At 41.8% G+C, this 12737-nt stretch carries 21 protein-coding genes; 2 read left to right on the top strand and 19 right to left on the bottom strand.

Annotated elements, in window-relative coordinates; translation table 11 throughout:
• Positions 1–403 precede the first annotated feature (403 nt).
• Together rpmF and CXF69_RS06625 are read right to left on the bottom strand one after the other, a co-directional pair.
• On the bottom strand, positions 404–586 hold the full coding sequence (rpmF, locus tag CXF69_RS06630; RefSeq protein WP_057758809.1) for a 50S ribosomal protein L32: 183 nt from the start codon (positions 584–586) through the stop codon (positions 404–406).
• 318 nt (positions 587–904) lie between these two features.
• On the bottom strand, positions 905–1498 hold the full coding sequence (locus tag CXF69_RS06625) for a YceD family protein (RefSeq protein ID WP_102077932.1): 594 nt from the start codon (positions 1496–1498) through the stop codon (positions 905–907).
• 182 nt (positions 1499–1680) lie between these two features.
• On the opposite strand from CXF69_RS06625, the gene CXF69_RS06620 reads away from it, so the two are divergent.
• Together CXF69_RS06620 and CXF69_RS06615 are read left to right on the top strand one after the other, a co-directional pair.
• Entirely contained in the window at positions 1681–2424 is a 744-nt protein-coding gene (locus CXF69_RS06620; RefSeq protein WP_102077933.1) for an elongation factor P hydroxylase, read from the top strand.
• A gap of 232 nt (positions 2425–2656) precedes the next feature.
• The gene (locus tag CXF69_RS06615) at positions 2657–3277 is read left to right on the top strand and encodes an L-threonylcarbamoyladenylate synthase (RefSeq protein WP_102077934.1); all 621 of its coding nucleotides are present in this window, start codon (positions 2657–2659) and stop codon (positions 3275–3277) included.
• Positions 3278–3317: 40 nt separating this feature from the next.
• Here the strand turns inward: CXF69_RS06615 and CXF69_RS06610 are convergent.
• The 17 genes from CXF69_RS06610 to rplX all read right to left on the bottom strand — a co-directional run bounded on the left by CXF69_RS06610 (position 3318) and on the right by rplX (position 12733).
• A protein-coding gene (locus tag CXF69_RS06610) for an IS5 family transposase (RefSeq protein ID WP_145990073.1) occupies positions 3318–4069 on the bottom strand; the annotation gives its coding sequence in 2 pieces (ribosomal slippage) (positions 3318–3841 and positions 3841–4069; 753 coding nt in all).
• 160 nt (positions 4070–4229) lie between these two features.
• Positions 4230–4589: a 50S ribosomal protein L17 gene (rplQ, locus tag CXF69_RS06605; protein ID WP_021813387.1), complete on the bottom strand. Its 360-nt coding sequence runs from the start codon at positions 4587–4589 to the stop codon at positions 4230–4232.
• 19 nt (positions 4590–4608) lie between these two features.
• The gene (locus CXF69_RS06600) at positions 4609–5616 is read right to left on the bottom strand and encodes a DNA-directed RNA polymerase subunit alpha (protein WP_021813386.1); all 1008 of its coding nucleotides are present in this window, start codon (positions 5614–5616) and stop codon (positions 4609–4611) included.
• 80 nt (positions 5617–5696) lie between these two features.
• Positions 5697–6338: a 30S ribosomal protein S4 gene (rpsD, locus tag CXF69_RS06595; RefSeq protein ID WP_102077935.1), complete on the bottom strand. Its 642-nt coding sequence runs from the start codon at positions 6336–6338 to the stop codon at positions 5697–5699.
• Positions 6339–6386: 48 nt separating this feature from the next.
• Positions 6387–6776, bottom strand: a complete 390-nt coding sequence (gene rpsK, locus CXF69_RS06590; protein WP_010196728.1) for a 30S ribosomal protein S11 — start codon at positions 6774–6776, stop codon at positions 6387–6389.
• A 20-nt stretch (positions 6777–6796) separates the two neighbouring features.
• On the bottom strand, positions 6797–7153 hold the full coding sequence (gene rpsM, locus CXF69_RS06585; protein WP_102077936.1) for a 30S ribosomal protein S13: 357 nt from the start codon (positions 7151–7153) through the stop codon (positions 6797–6799).
• Between the two features lie 247 nt (positions 7154–7400).
• Positions 7401–7517, bottom strand: coding sequence for a 50S ribosomal protein L36 (gene rpmJ, locus CXF69_RS06580; protein ID WP_010196721.1), 117 nt, complete (start codon positions 7515–7517; stop codon positions 7401–7403).
• Between the two features lie 31 nt (positions 7518–7548).
• A complete protein-coding gene (gene secY, locus CXF69_RS06575) occupies positions 7549–8880 on the bottom strand; it encodes a preprotein translocase subunit SecY (protein WP_166739245.1) in 1332 nt (443 codons plus the stop codon).
• 19 nt (positions 8881–8899) lie between these two features.
• Entirely contained in the window at positions 8900–9340 is a 441-nt protein-coding gene (rplO, locus tag CXF69_RS06570) for a 50S ribosomal protein L15 (protein WP_102077937.1), read from the bottom strand.
• Positions 9340–9519 carry a 50S ribosomal protein L30 gene (rpmD, locus tag CXF69_RS06565; protein ID WP_057758718.1) on the bottom strand — a complete coding sequence of 60 codons (180 nt, stop codon included), beginning with the start codon at positions 9517–9519 and terminating at the stop codon, positions 9340–9342. The genes rplO and rpmD overlap by 1 nt, the downstream gene beginning before the upstream one ends.
• Before the next feature lie 20 nt (positions 9520–9539).
• The gene (gene rpsE, locus CXF69_RS06560) at positions 9540–10055 is read right to left on the bottom strand and encodes a 30S ribosomal protein S5 (protein WP_057758716.1); all 516 of its coding nucleotides are present in this window, start codon (positions 10053–10055) and stop codon (positions 9540–9542) included.
• A 2-nt stretch (positions 10056–10057) separates the two neighbouring features.
• On the bottom strand, positions 10058–10408 hold the full coding sequence (rplR, locus tag CXF69_RS06555; protein WP_057758713.1) for a 50S ribosomal protein L18: 351 nt from the start codon (positions 10406–10408) through the stop codon (positions 10058–10060).
• Positions 10409–10419: 11 nt separating this feature from the next.
• Positions 10420–10953 carry a 50S ribosomal protein L6 gene (gene rplF / locus CXF69_RS06550; RefSeq protein ID WP_057758710.1) on the bottom strand — a complete coding sequence of 178 codons (534 nt, stop codon included), beginning with the start codon at positions 10951–10953 and terminating at the stop codon, positions 10420–10422.
• Between the two features lie 176 nt (positions 10954–11129).
• Positions 11130–11528 (bottom strand): 30S ribosomal protein S8, encoded by a 399-nt coding sequence (gene rpsH, locus CXF69_RS06545; RefSeq protein WP_101204864.1) that lies wholly within the window; start codon positions 11526–11528, stop codon positions 11130–11132.
• 11 nt (positions 11529–11539) lie between these two features.
• Positions 11540–11845, bottom strand: coding sequence for a 30S ribosomal protein S14 (rpsN, locus tag CXF69_RS06540; RefSeq protein WP_010196705.1), 306 nt, complete (start codon positions 11843–11845; stop codon positions 11540–11542).
• Positions 11846–11857: 12 nt separating this feature from the next.
• A complete protein-coding gene (gene rplE / locus CXF69_RS06535) occupies positions 11858–12394 on the bottom strand; it encodes a 50S ribosomal protein L5 (protein ID WP_101204865.1) in 537 nt (178 codons plus the stop codon).
• Positions 12395–12415: 21 nt separating this feature from the next.
• The gene (gene rplX / locus CXF69_RS06530) at positions 12416–12733 is read right to left on the bottom strand and encodes a 50S ribosomal protein L24 (RefSeq protein WP_101204866.1); all 318 of its coding nucleotides are present in this window, start codon (positions 12731–12733) and stop codon (positions 12416–12418) included.
• Positions 12734–12737 lie beyond the last annotated feature (4 nt).

Here is a 12737-nt window from a genome sequence, read left to right as displayed (position 1 = left end):
AGAAATATCCCTAAAAACAATGGGGTGTATTATATTATTAGATGTTATACAAAGCCGCTACTTCAAGTATTTATGCAAGAAAACGGATTGTCAGTAAACTATACACTGACAGACACTATTATCATAGCGGATGCAAACCAAACAGCAAGAGTAACGCTGCCCAAATTAAACGAGCAGATTATATCAGCACATTTTTAAATCTACTAAAAATAACAAGCGAATTAAGCAATAAGTCTAGTTATAAATAACAAAAAGCCAAGTTATCCAGCCACATAATATATGATAGCGAAATAACTTGGCTTTTTTTAGCTCAAAGCTTATTGACTAGTAATAACTAGGCAAAAACAATAATAGTCACCAGTACTATTATTGTTTTCGCCTAAGCTATCACAGAGCCAATGTCTTAGGCGTCTTGGCTGACTTTGAACAGTTGACGACCACGGTAGAAACCATCTTTAGTCATGTGATGACGACGATGTTTTTCACCAGTAGTAGCATCTACGCTTAGTTCAGCAATTTCCATACGGTGATGTGAACGGCGCATGTCACGACGAGAACGGCTTTTACGACTTTTTTGAACAGCCATGATATAGCTCCTATACTTAAAAGGGATAAGCTTGAAATTCAGCTTAAGTCGATACTGACAGAGGCTATATAATCACAACAACCTAAGTCTTAAGCATCATTAGTTAAATAGATTGCCACTCACATAAAGCACTGACCAAGGCTGAATTCTATAAAAAATTTACCCAGTCAGTTTCTATCAGCAAGCAACAGGTTGCTCGAATGCAATAAACCGGACATTATACGCATGTTTATTAAATTAATAAAGCCCTGCCTCGCACTCTTCTGTACAAAGCTGATAAAAGGTTTTTTAAATGCATTGAGTAGATAATTTTGGTGCTTATAGCTTGCCCTTTAGCGAGGCTAAAGCAGCAAAAGGATTTTCACCTTCCTCTTCTTCTGGTATCTCGCCAAACTGCTCAACAGACATCTCACAATCGTCATGCTTTGGTGCCATAGGCGTTTTGAGCAAGATCTCGTCTTCTACCAACTTTTTAAATGGTAACAGACGCTCTGGAGATTGCTCAGTGACGATTTCATCCAGTAATAAATAATCTTGTTCATCTTTAACTAGGCGAACCTGACTATCGTTTTCGAGTAGCGCGATGTCATAATCATCAGACAAGTCTATAGCGATTGGTTGTAAACAGCGCTGACAAGTTAACCAAACATCACCTGTCAAAGTAAATGCTAAATGCAAGACGTTGTTGCGACGATACAAGTTAGCGTTGAGCTGTATATCTGACTGCTCATGTTCAGTGCTCAGAGTAGTAGCCAGACGATCAAACGAGCTTGGTTTGACCTCTCCTGACCATTCATAACCAGTGTCTGCCCACTTATCTAAAGAGATGTGCTCAGGCATGCCAGTAGATACAGGCGCTTTTTTATTGTCAGCGTGAGGTGCTGACGGTTTAGTTTCTGGAGTGCTTGACATGCGCGGCCTCATTCATAAAAACGGTGTATAATATTGCCTGCCATACTAACGGAAAGTGCCATATTCTGCTAGCGCTAGTATGTTAAGATTTTTTGATAGTAAATTTGTTTAAGCTCTTTTACTACTTACCTTTTTACCTAAAGTTTTTTGTCTTTAGTATTTATTAAGTCAATGTCTTCTCTATGAATCTATCCGATAATAAAATGAATTTTTCTGATTTACTTTCTTCTACTGAAGCAAGTTCGTTGCTACAACAGCTTATTCAATTAAAGAGTCATACTGAAAAGTCATCTAGCAATATGCTCTCTCATGATAAAAATGAGTATTTAAAAGAATGGAGAAGTCAGTGGCAAAAATTGTCTAGTACTCAATCTGACAATCCTTTGTCAGCAGAATTAATAATTGATAGCGAACGATTAGCTACCGACTGGCTCATACAGTTATTTAATACTTTATTCGCTGATCAGCAAGTTATATTGGTTCGTAGCAATGATGAACCCGAATATTTTCCAGCTCAAAATAATGAACCCGCTCGAATTGAATTCGCTCATGGATTTTTTGCCAGTGCTTTACATGAAATTAGCCATTGGTGCGTAGCTGGTGACGCTCGTAGACAACTATCTGACTTTGGCTACTGGTATGCTCCAGATGGACGATCAGCGGCTCAGCAGCAGGCATTTGAGCGTGTAGAAATCAAACCTCAAGCATTAGAGTGTTTATTTACCTTGGCGTGTGGACGAAATTTCCAAGTCTCACAAGATAACTTGTTTGCCGACTTCGACACTAGTAGTAGCACCTTTGCTATTGATGTCTATCAGCAAGTTCAAAGCTACATAGCCAAACCTCATACTCTGCCGCGTGACGCTAAGACTTTGCTGACTGCGTTACTTAGCGCTTGCACTTCTTCATCTCAGATCAGCGCTTAGTTTAAATTACTTAGCTTCCCTACTTATTAACGATTTTCTACGGTTGGTAACGCCTTGCCACTAAACTTATATCTGCTTTGAGCTATACTAGTGACTGAAGTAGTATGTCGAAGATATCGATCTGCTTTAGTTCTAGAATAGTTTTTCTAATATATCCAGTGATTGAACCACATCTAACTAATGAAAAATTTGTCTCAATTAAAAACCAATAATTATAAAATAAGGAACCATTATGGAAGTCTTCTATATTCATCCCGATAATCCGCAACCACGTCTCATTGAGCAAGCCGCTGACCTATTGCGCAGAGATCAGTTAATTATTTACCCAACTGATACCAGTTATGCTTTTGGTTGCCGTTTGGGTGCAAAGGATGCCCTAGCTAAGCTTAAGCAAATCCGTGAACTCGATGATAAGCATCAATTTACCTTGCTATGCCGCGACTTGAGCGAAATTGCCAATTATGCAACAGTTGATAATGTGCAATTTAAACAGCTGAAAGCCCACACACCTGCCCCAATTACTTTTATTCTTACTGCCACCAAAGACGTACCAAAAAAACTGGCGCATGCAAAGAAAAAAACCATTGGTATTCGTGTACCTAGTAACCCCATTGCTCAAGCATTATTAGAAGCGATGGATGAACCTATCTTAACCAGCTCACTGATTTTGCCCAATCGAGACGATATTTTGGATGACCCGTTTGAGATTGAAGATTTGCTAGGCAATCAAATCGACGGTCTCATCAATGCAGGTATAAAGACAACCAAGCTTACTACTATCGTGGATATGACTAGTAGCGTTCCTGAAGTTATCAGACAAGGTGCGGCCAATGTCGATTCGTTGTTACTCTAAACAGCTAGTTATTGCTTTAAACAACTACTAGGGCGTGTCCCTAATTCAGTTTGCAATGAATCATAGTACAAGCTAGATACAGCATAGACTTATAATTACGAGCCAATTTCTCGTATCTAGTCGCAATACTACGGAAGTGCTTTAGCCTTGCAAACGTGTTTTCAACTAAGTGTCGTAGTTTATATAAATAATGATCAAACGCTACATCTGGTTGTTTAGCATTTTTTCTTTTAGGGATGACAGGGCTTATGTTATCTTGCTTTAGCCTAGTTCTAATGGTTTCAGAATCATAAGCTTTATCAGCAATAAAGTAGGTCGCATCCGTTAGCATCTCTATAATATCATCTACCGCTTGGCTGTCGTGGACGTCACCCCCAGTGATTTTAAAATCAATCGGGTTTCCATGCGAATCGACGGCGAGATGAATCTTGGTAGTGGTTCCACCTCGTGACTTTCCAGTAGCTCGAAGCTCTCCTCGTCTTGCGCCGCTTGAATGCTGATGACAGCGGATATAGCTTCCGTCTGCGAATACCCATTCTTCATCAATACTTGCTCGTAGGTCAAAAAAAATTGTTCCCACAACCCCTTTTTTGACAACCTATTAAAACGGTTGTAGGCCGTTTTCCATGGACATAGCTCACTCGGTATATCACGCCATGGCGCGCCTGTACGAAGTTTCCACAATATGGCTTCCATGACTTGTTTGTCGTTTTTCCAAGTATGACAGCCATGAGCCTTCATGGTACTTTGGAGTTGTTCCCATGTATTATCGGTGAGCACTGTTCTTGCCATAATTTAGAGAGCCCTGTTTGAAATAGTCTCTTTATTTTAAAGCCTTTATACTTACTTTTACAGATTAGGGACACGCCCTAGTATATCTAGTCAAATTTAAGACAAAAAAAAGCTCCAATTGCATTGGAGCTTTTTTATGGAATATGTCTTAGGTGTAAAACTAGTCACGATCAACCAATTCTACATAAGCCATTGGCGCATTGTCACCATCACGGTAACCGCATTTTACGATACGCAAATAACCACCTGGACGCGTCTGGTAACGAGGACCTAACGTGCCAAATAATTTGCCTACCATAGCTTTGCTACGCATACGGCTGAATGCTAAACGACGGTTAGCAACGCTGTCTTCTTTAGCCATAGTGATCAATGGCTCGGCAACGCGACGTAGTTCTTTAGCTTTTGGTAAAGTTGTTTTGATCAGTTCATGCTCAAATAATGAGTTAGTCATGTTCTGAAACATTGCCTTACGATGACTGCCGGTACGACCCAGCTTGACTCCACTCTTACGATGGCGCATAGTCAAAAATCCTTAAAGTTTAACGGCTACGATAAGAAAAGCGATCATCAACACGTAAATCAGCTGGTGGCCAGTTATCTAGGCGCATACCGAGCTCTAAATCTTTAGACGCTAATACGTCCTTGATTTCTGTCAATGATTTCTTACCAAGATTTGGGGTTTTTAGAAGTTCAGTCTCTGAACGCTGTACCAAATCACCGATATAGTAAATGTTTTCAGCTTTCAAGCAGTTGGCTGAGCGAACCGTTAGTTCAAGATCGTCCACAGGGCGTAATAGCACCGGATCAACCTCTTCTTTCTCTTTCACAGGCTCAGGCGCTTCTTCAGCTTCTAGGTCAACAAAGATAGAAATCTGTTGTTGTAAAATAGTGGCTGCTTTACGAATTGCTTCTTCTGGATCTATAGTGCCATTAGTTTCAAGCTCAATGATAAGACGATCAAGATCAGTACGCTGCTCTACACGAGCGTTCTCAACCTGATAAGCAACACGAAGCACAGGACTAAAACTTGCATCAAGCTTTAAGCGTCCAATTGCTTTAGTATCACCATCTTCACGGCGCTGGTTTGCTGGCTCATATCCACGACCCATCACTACACGCAAACGCATCTTAAGATGACCACGATCGCTCAATGTACCCAAGACCAATTCTGGATTGATGATGTCAACATTGTGCGGCAACGCGATGTCTGCAGCAGTAATAGTGCCTGGACCTTGTTTATCCAAGGTCAAAAATACTTCATTTTGGTCATGAAGCGTAATTGCTAAGCCTTTTAGGTTCAAAAGCAAATCAAGTACGTCTTCTTGCAGGCCTTCAAGCGTTGAGTATTCATGATCAACACCATCAATCTCAGCTTCAATGACTGCAGCACCAGGTAATGAAGATAACAAGATGCGACGCAGAGCATTACCTAGGGTATGCCCAAAGCCGCGTTCTAACGGTTCGAGCGTGACTTTCGCAATCGTTTCGTTAACCGTATCCACATTAATGGCATTCGGCGTTAGAAACTCAGTTGCATTTAGCATCATGATGTCACCTCGATTTATTAAACTGGTTTAATTAACGTTAATTGCTCAATGCCATTTTCATAACATTGAGCATTACGTCATTACTTAGAGTATAGCTCAACGATCAAGCTTTCGTTGATTTCAGCAGGTAGATCAATACGATCAGGCGCATGTTTAAACGTGCCTTGTAGTTTGCTGTGGTCAACATCAAGCCATTCTGGAATACCACGTTGTGTCGCTAATTCGACAGCGTTTTTAATACGTAGTTGTTCGCGAGATTTCTCTTGGATAGCGATGACATCACCATCTTGAAGCTGAATTGAAGGAATGTTCACACGAACAAACTCATCACGGCCAGCTTTTTTTACCATAACAGTACGATGACTGACTAGCTGACGTGCTTCTGCGCGAGTTGAGCCAAAGCCCATGCGATATACAACGTTATCTAGACGGCTCTCAAGCATTGCTAGCAAGTTTTCACCAGTAGCGCCACGCTTACGAGCAGCTTCTTTATAGTAATTCGCGAATTGACGCTCTAGTACACCATAAATACGCTTAACTTTTTGCTTTTCACGCAACTGTAGAGCATATTCTGAGGTCTTGTTACGGCTTACGCCATGCTGACCTGGTGGACGACCAGCTTTCTTCGTTTTTACGTCATACGGTTTAACGCCAGACTTAAGGCCTAAATCCGTACCTTCACGACGTGATAATTTCAGTTTTGGTCCAATATAGCGGGCCATTGTTATGTCTCCTATAAGCTTTTAGTATAAAAAGCTTCGTCTTTAATATTAGACGCGGCGCTTTTTCGGCGCACGGCAACCATTGTGTGGGATTGGGGTTACATCAGAGATGCTGTTAACTTTATAACCCAATGCACCTAGTGCTCTTACCGCAGACTCACGACCCGGTCCTGGTCCTTTGACCAAAACATCGATATTCTTAACACCATATTCTTGGGCCGCTTTACCAGCGACTTCAGCTGCAACCTGAGCTGCAAATGGTGTAGATTTACGTGAACCACGGAAGCCTTGTCCACCTGAAGTGGCCCAAGCCAATGCATTACCTTGACGATCGGTAATCGTAACAATGGTGTTATTAAAAGACGCATGGATATGGGCAATGCCCTCCGATACTGAACGACGAGCCACCTTTTTGCGACTGCGAGTGTCTTTTGCCATCTTTTAGCTTCCTAAGTTAATTATCTTTTGAGAGGGCGTGTCGGACCCTTACGAGTACGAGCGTTGTTCTTGGTGTTCTGACCTCTAACTGGTAGGTTACGACGATGACGGATGCCACGGTAACAACCAAGATCAACTAAACGCTTGATGTTCATTGAAACTTCACGACGAAGGTCACCTTCGGTCATGTAGTTTGCAACTTGTGCACGGATAGCATCTAACTGTGTATCATCTAACTGACTGACTTTAGTAGTATGGGCGATGCCAACTGCTTCTAAGATTTTCTGAGCAGTGGTACGACCTACACCAAAGATGTAAGTTAGTGAAATAACAGCATGCTTATTATCCGGAATGTTTACGCCGGCAATACGAGCCATTGATTTCTCTCCATTAAAGAAAAATAAGCGTTATCTAGCGATAAGGCTTTACTCTTCAGATTTGTTGCTGTTAATACTAGAGCTTTTATAGTCATTATCGATGTTTTGACTATAAGTCTGCTCATCGATTCTATTATAAAAGATTTTGTATAAACACGGCAAGTGGCGGATGATATCGCATCCGCCGTTATTTTTCAAGTATTAATTTAATTAGCAGCGAAAACTAGATGTTTTCCAATACTAAATATTAACCTTGACGTTGCTTGTGGCGAGGTTCTGCTGTACAAATAATATGTACACGGCCTTTACGGCGCACAACTTTACAGCTACCACAAATCTTTTTAACTGATGCTTGAACTTTCATAGCATGCTCCTTGAAATATCGTACCGCTCATTTAAGGTTGAGTGGGCGATTGAATTAACGTCTGATCATGATATTGATGGGTCATCAAATGCGCTTGAATCTGCGAGATGAAGTCCATTACCACAACCACCATAATCAGTAAAGACGTACCACCGAGTTGAAACGGCACACCAAACGATGACTGGACGACCATTGGCATTAAACAAATAACCGTCATATACATCGCGCCAATAAAGGTCAGTCGGTTTAATACATGATCGAGGTAACGCTGAGTTTGTTGTCCTGGGCGAATACCTGGGATATACGCACCACTACGTTTAAGGTTCTCTGCTACTTCACGCGGACTAAATACCAATGCCGTATAAAAATAACAGAAGAAGATAATCATTGCGCCAAACAGTACTAAATATAGCGGCTGTCCTGGAGACAGTACCAATGCCATATTTTGAAGTATTTTCTGTACAAAGGTGGGATCAGTCGATTGACCAACCCACTGCCCTAAACTTGCAGGAAACAATAACAAAGAACTGGCAAAAATAGCTGGGATAACCCCTGCCATATTTAGCTTCAACGGCAAATGTGATTGCTGCTGAGCGTAAATTTTGCGGCCTTGTTGCTGCTTTTGAGCATAGTTCACAGGAACACGGCGTTGAGCACGTTCAATATAAACGATACCCGCAGTAACCGCGATACCTAGCAGTACAAAAATAAATAGCACAATCAAGTTCATCTGACCTTGATTGACCTGTTCAATAGACTGCGAAATCATACCTGGCGTACCAGCCACAATACTCGCAAAAATGAGCATTGAAATACCATTACCTACGCCGCGTTCTGTAATCTGCTCACCAAGCCACATTAAGAACATTGCGCCTGCTACTAAAGAAGTAACAGCTGGAATATAAAAGGTAAGACCAGTAGATAAAGTAAGGTTTTGGCTGATTAAGCCGGCACACATTCCTAATGACTGTACTAGGGCCAAAGCAAGCGTTCCCTGACGGGTATACTTGTTTAGCTTGCGTCGTCCCGCTTCACCTTCTTTTTTAAGGGCTTCAAGCGATGGCAATACTGCAGACATCATCTGTACGATAATCGATGCTGAGATATATGGCATAATGCCAAGCGCCATGATAGACATACGCTCTAGCGCACCACCTGAGAACATATTAAACATGCTCAGAATGGTGTTTTCGTTGCGCGAAAACAGATCAGCCAAGTTAACTGGGTTAATACCCGGAACTGGAATATGTGACCCTAAACGATAAACAATCAATGCGCCGATTAAAAATAATAAACGCGTCCATAGCTCATCATACTTACGTATAAATGCGAATGGATTAAGCGGTATACCAGCCGATGACATTGATTGTTTTGACACGTTACTACTCCTCGATGCTACCACCAGCAGCTTCGATAGCTTGCTTAGCACCTTTAGTCACTTTAATACCTTTGAAAGTATAAGCTTTAGTGACTTCGCCTGATAGCATTACACGAGCACGTTTCATATCGTGACGGATAAGGTTAGCAGCTTTAAGTGTTTCAAGGCTAACTACATCGCCTTCAATTTTATTCAGTTCAGAAAGACGTACTTCAGCAGTCTTCATAGCCAGTTTACTGGTAAAACCAAATTTTGGTAGACGGCGATATAAAGGCATTTGGCCACCTTCAAATCCTGAGCGAATGCTAGAACCTGAACGAGATTTCTGACCTTTTACACCACGACCACCAGTCTTACCAAGACCTGAACCGATACCACGACCACGACGTTGGGCAGTTTTCTTTGCGCCAATACCTGGTGATAATTCATTTAATCTAAGACCCATTACGCTTCCTCCACTTTTACCATGTAGTTAACGCGATTGACCATACCACGAGTCGAAGGAGTATCTTCTACTACTACAGTATGATTAATACGGCGTAAACCCAATCCTTTCAAGCTCGCTTTGTGGCTCTTTAGGCGATGGGCACCCGATTTAAATTGAGTGACTTTCATTTTTTTCATCGTAACTCACCTAGTCTAAGTTAACCCAAGATTTCGTCTACAGATTTACCACGTTTAGCTGCCATCTTCTCTGGAGTTGACATATCACGTAAACCGTTAAACGTTGCGCGAACAACGTTAGCAGTATTGGTAGAACCATAACATTTAGTCAAAACATCTTTGACACCAGCAACTTCTAATACAGCACGCATTGCGCCACCAGCGATTACGCCAGTACCTTCAGATGCAGGTTGCATGTAGACTTTACTAGCACCATGACGTGCTTTGATTGGATGATGCAAAGTTGCATCATTTAGCTCAACAGTAATCATATTACGTTTGGCAGCTTCTAGTGCTTTTTGGATAGCAGCTGGCACTTCACGTGCTTTACCACGACCAAAACCTACACGACCATTGCCATCGCCCACTACAGTCAATGCAGTGAAAGAGAAAATACGACCACCTTTAACAACTTTCGCTACGCGATCAACGGTAACTAAGCGTTCTACTAGACCGTCAGTCTGTTCATTTTTATCATTTTTATCATTTCTAGCCATGATTAAAACTCCAATCCGTTTTCGCGAGCAGCTTCTGCTAAAGCTTTAACTCGACCATGATATTTGAAACCACTACGGTCAAAGGCAACTTTAGTAATGCCAGCTGCTTTTGCGCGTTCTGCGATCATTTGGCCTACAGACGTTGCTGAATCAGCATTACCAGTCGCGCCTGAACGCAAGCTGCTGTCTAAGGTAGATGCCTGAGCAATCACTTCACCACCATTTGGAGAGATAATCTGGGCATAAATATGTTTTGACGTGCGGTTAACCGTTAAGCGATGAACGCCTAAGAAACGGATATGCGCGCGTGTTTTCTTAGCTCGACGCAGACGAGCTGCTTTTTTATCAAACATTTCAACTCACCTTATTTTTTCTTAGCTTCTTTGCGAATCACATGCTCGTCACTATAACGAATACCTTTACCTTTGTAAGGCTCAGGTGGGCGGAAACCACGGATGTTGGCGGCTGCTTGTCCAAGCTGCTGTTTATTGTTTGATTTCAAAACAATTTCAGTTTGCGTTGGCGTTTCAGCTGATACACCTTCAGGTAACGTATACTCTACTGGATGAGAATAACCAACGTTCAAGGTTACTTTGTTGCCAGTAACTTGCGCGCGATAACCAACACCAATTAACTGAAGACGTCTTTCAAAGCCTTCGTTCACGCCAGTAACATAGTTGTTAACAAGAGCGCGCATGGTGCCAGTGTGCATCATAGCTTCTTTTGAATCGACTGTAGGTGAGAAAATGATAGCATCATCTTCCTGTTTCAGCTCGACCAATTCATGCAGGCGTAAAGACATAGAACCGTTCTTGCCTTTAACTTCGACCTGCCGATCGTTCAAAGTAACGCTTACGCCGTTTGGCAGCGTCACTGGGGCTTTAGCCACACGAGACATAGGAATATTCCTTAAAAAATTTAACTTCTTTATATTAGCGAAAAAACTAACAGGCTAAAAAGCGTGTTAGTTTAGCATAGTTGACTGTGTTAGACATCTATCAATTCAAAATAATTTAATATTACTCAACCAATAGAAGCCTAACAACCATCAAATAGACTTCATCGTCGTATAGCTTACGCTACAAATGCGACGATTTCACCACCGATACCAGCAGCGCGTGCAGCACGATCGCTCATGATACCTTGGCTAGTAGATACGATAGCAACACCCATACCTTGCTTAACAGTAGGGATAGCGTCTTTACCGCGGAACTGGCGTAAACCAGGACGGCTATAACGTTGGATAGTTTCGATGACAGCACGGCCTTCGAAATATTTCAATTCAATAGTAAGGGTTGCTTTGTTGTTTTCTTCTTCAGCAACAACAGCGCTAGCCACATAACCTTCGCTAACTAATAAATCAGCAATTGATTTACGTAATTTAGAGCTCGGCATTGCTACCGATACTTTGTTAGCCATTTGTGCGTTACGGATACGGGTTAGCATATCCCCAACGGTATCTTGCATACTCATATAGTTACTCCTTACCAGCTTGCTTTACGAACACCAGGCACATCGCCTTGCATGACACGCTCACGCAGCATATTGCGTGATAAGCCAAACTTGCGGAAGTAACCGTGAGGACGACCGGTGATAGCACAACGATTACGCAGACGTACTGGTGATGAATTGCGTGGAAGAGCTTGTAGCTCTAACATCGCTTCCATACGAGTTTCGTCACTTGCAGTCATATCACTGATAGTTTCTTTTAGCTTGATACGCTTTTCAGCATATTTAGCAACCATTTTTTCGCGCTTTAATTCGCGGTTAATCATGCTCTTCTTTGCCATAACGTCTTTACCTTATTTAAATGGGAAGCCGAATGCTTTAAGCAACGCACGACCTTCTTCATCAGATTGAGCTGACGTGGTGATTGTCACATCCATACCACGGATACGATCAATCTTGTCAAAATCTACTTCTGGGAATACGATTTGTTCTTTGATACCCAATGAGTAGTTACCACGTCCGTCAAAGGCTTTAGGTGAAAAACCGCGGAAATCACGAATACGAGGAATTGCAATGGCAACAAGACGATCTAAAAATTCGTACATTTGCTCACCGCGTAGCGTTACTTTACAGCCAATTGGCCATTCTTCACGAATCTTAAAGCCAGCAACTGATTTACGCGCTTTGGTGACAACAGGTTTTTGACCAGCAATCGCGGTCATATCAGCTACAGCACCTTCCAACAATTTCTTGTCTTGAGACGCGCCGCCTACACCCATGTTAAGTGTGATTTTAGTGATTTTAGGCACTTGCATCACATTTGCCAAACCAAGCTCTTCTTTGATTTGCTGCTTTAGTTCATCGTTATATAAAGATTTTAATCTTGCCATTACCATTACACCCTTAGTGTCTTACGCAGTCGCCACTACTTCACCGCTTGAACGATAGACGCGTTGTTTCTTGCCGTCTTCGCCAAACTGATAAGTAATACGGTCTGCTTTTTGGGTTTGCGCATTTAAGATTGCGACATTTGAGATATGCAGAAAAGCTTCTTGCTTAAGAATGCCACCTTCAACGCCAGTTGCCTGATTTGGCTTCTGATGTTTGGTAACAATATTAATGCCTTCAACTTTAATACGATCGTTTTTTACAGCTTGTACAGTACCTTGCTTGCCTTTGTCTTTCCCAGCAATCACGATAACTGTATCGCCTTTACGTAATTTTGACATGGAT

The organism is Psychrobacter sp. Choline-02u-9 (assembly GCF_002836505.1).
Taxonomy (GTDB): domain Bacteria; phylum Pseudomonadota; class Gammaproteobacteria; order Pseudomonadales; family Moraxellaceae; genus Psychrobacter.
Note: the sequence above shows the minus strand (reverse complement) of the source record. Positions and strands in the feature narration are given on the sequence as shown.

What these genes read in the sequence shown, in the direction of transcription:
- rpsK (WP_010196728.1), bottom strand. Translation starts at nt 6,776, where the DNA reads ATGGCAAAAGACACTCGCAGTCGCAAAAAGGTGGCTCGTCGTTCAGTA.
- rplF (WP_057758710.1), bottom strand. Translation starts at nt 10,953, where the DNA reads ATGTCTCGTGTGGCTAAAGCCCCAGTGACGCTGCCAAACGGCGTAAGC.
- CXF69_RS06600 (WP_021813386.1), bottom strand. Translation starts at nt 5,616, where the DNA reads ATGATGCTAAATGCAACTGAGTTTCTAACGCCGAATGCCATTAATGTG.
- rplX (WP_101204866.1), bottom strand. Translation starts at nt 12,733, where the DNA reads ATGTCAAAATTACGTAAAGGCGATACAGTTATCGTGATTGCTGGGAAA.
- rpsD (WP_102077935.1), bottom strand. Translation starts at nt 6,338, where the DNA reads ATGGCCCGCTATATTGGACCAAAACTGAAATTATCACGTCGTGAAGGT.
- rpmJ (WP_010196721.1), bottom strand. Translation starts at nt 7,517, where the DNA reads ATGAAAGTTCAAGCATCAGTTAAAAAGATTTGTGGTAGCTGTAAAGTT.
- CXF69_RS06615 (WP_102077934.1), top strand. Translation starts at nt 2,657, where the DNA reads ATGGAAGTCTTCTATATTCATCCCGATAATCCGCAACCACGTCTCATT.
- rpmD (WP_057758718.1), bottom strand. Translation starts at nt 9,519, where the DNA reads ATGAAAAAAATGAAAGTCACTCAATTTAAATCGGGTGCCCATCGCCTA.
- CXF69_RS06620 (WP_102077933.1), top strand. Translation starts at nt 1,681, where the DNA reads ATGAATCTATCCGATAATAAAATGAATTTTTCTGATTTACTTTCTTCT.
- rpmF (WP_057758809.1), bottom strand. Translation starts at nt 586, where the DNA reads ATGGCTGTTCAAAAAAGTCGTAAAAGCCGTTCTCGTCGTGACATGCGC.
- rplR (WP_057758713.1), bottom strand. Translation starts at nt 10,408, where the DNA reads ATGTTTGATAAAAAAGCAGCTCGTCTGCGTCGAGCTAAGAAAACACGC.
- rpsE (WP_057758716.1), bottom strand. Translation starts at nt 10,055, where the DNA reads ATGGCTAGAAATGATAAAAATGATAAAAATGAACAGACTGACGGTCTA.
- rplQ (WP_021813387.1), bottom strand. Translation starts at nt 4,589, where the DNA reads ATGCGCCATCGTAAGAGTGGAGTCAAGCTGGGTCGTACCGGCAGTCAT.
- CXF69_RS06625 (WP_102077932.1), bottom strand. Translation starts at nt 1,498, where the DNA reads ATGTCAAGCACTCCAGAAACTAAACCGTCAGCACCTCACGCTGACAAT.
- rpsN (WP_010196705.1), bottom strand. Translation starts at nt 11,845, where the DNA reads ATGGCAAAGAAGAGCATGATTAACCGCGAATTAAAGCGCGAAAAAATG.
- rplE (WP_101204865.1), bottom strand. Translation starts at nt 12,394, where the DNA reads ATGGCAAGATTAAAATCTTTATATAACGATGAACTAAAGCAGCAAATC.
- secY (WP_166739245.1), bottom strand. Translation starts at nt 8,880, where the DNA reads ATGTCATCGGCTGGTATACCGCTTAATCCATTCGCATTTATACGTAAG.
- rpsM (WP_102077936.1), bottom strand. Translation starts at nt 7,153, where the DNA reads ATGGCTCGTATTGCCGGCGTAAACATTCCGGATAATAAGCATGCTGTT.
- rpsH (WP_101204864.1), bottom strand. Translation starts at nt 11,528, where the DNA reads ATGAGTATGCAAGATACCGTTGGGGATATGCTAACCCGTATCCGTAAC.
- rplO (WP_102077937.1), bottom strand. Translation starts at nt 9,340, where the DNA reads ATGGGTCTTAGATTAAATGAATTATCACCAGGTATTGGCGCAAAGAAA.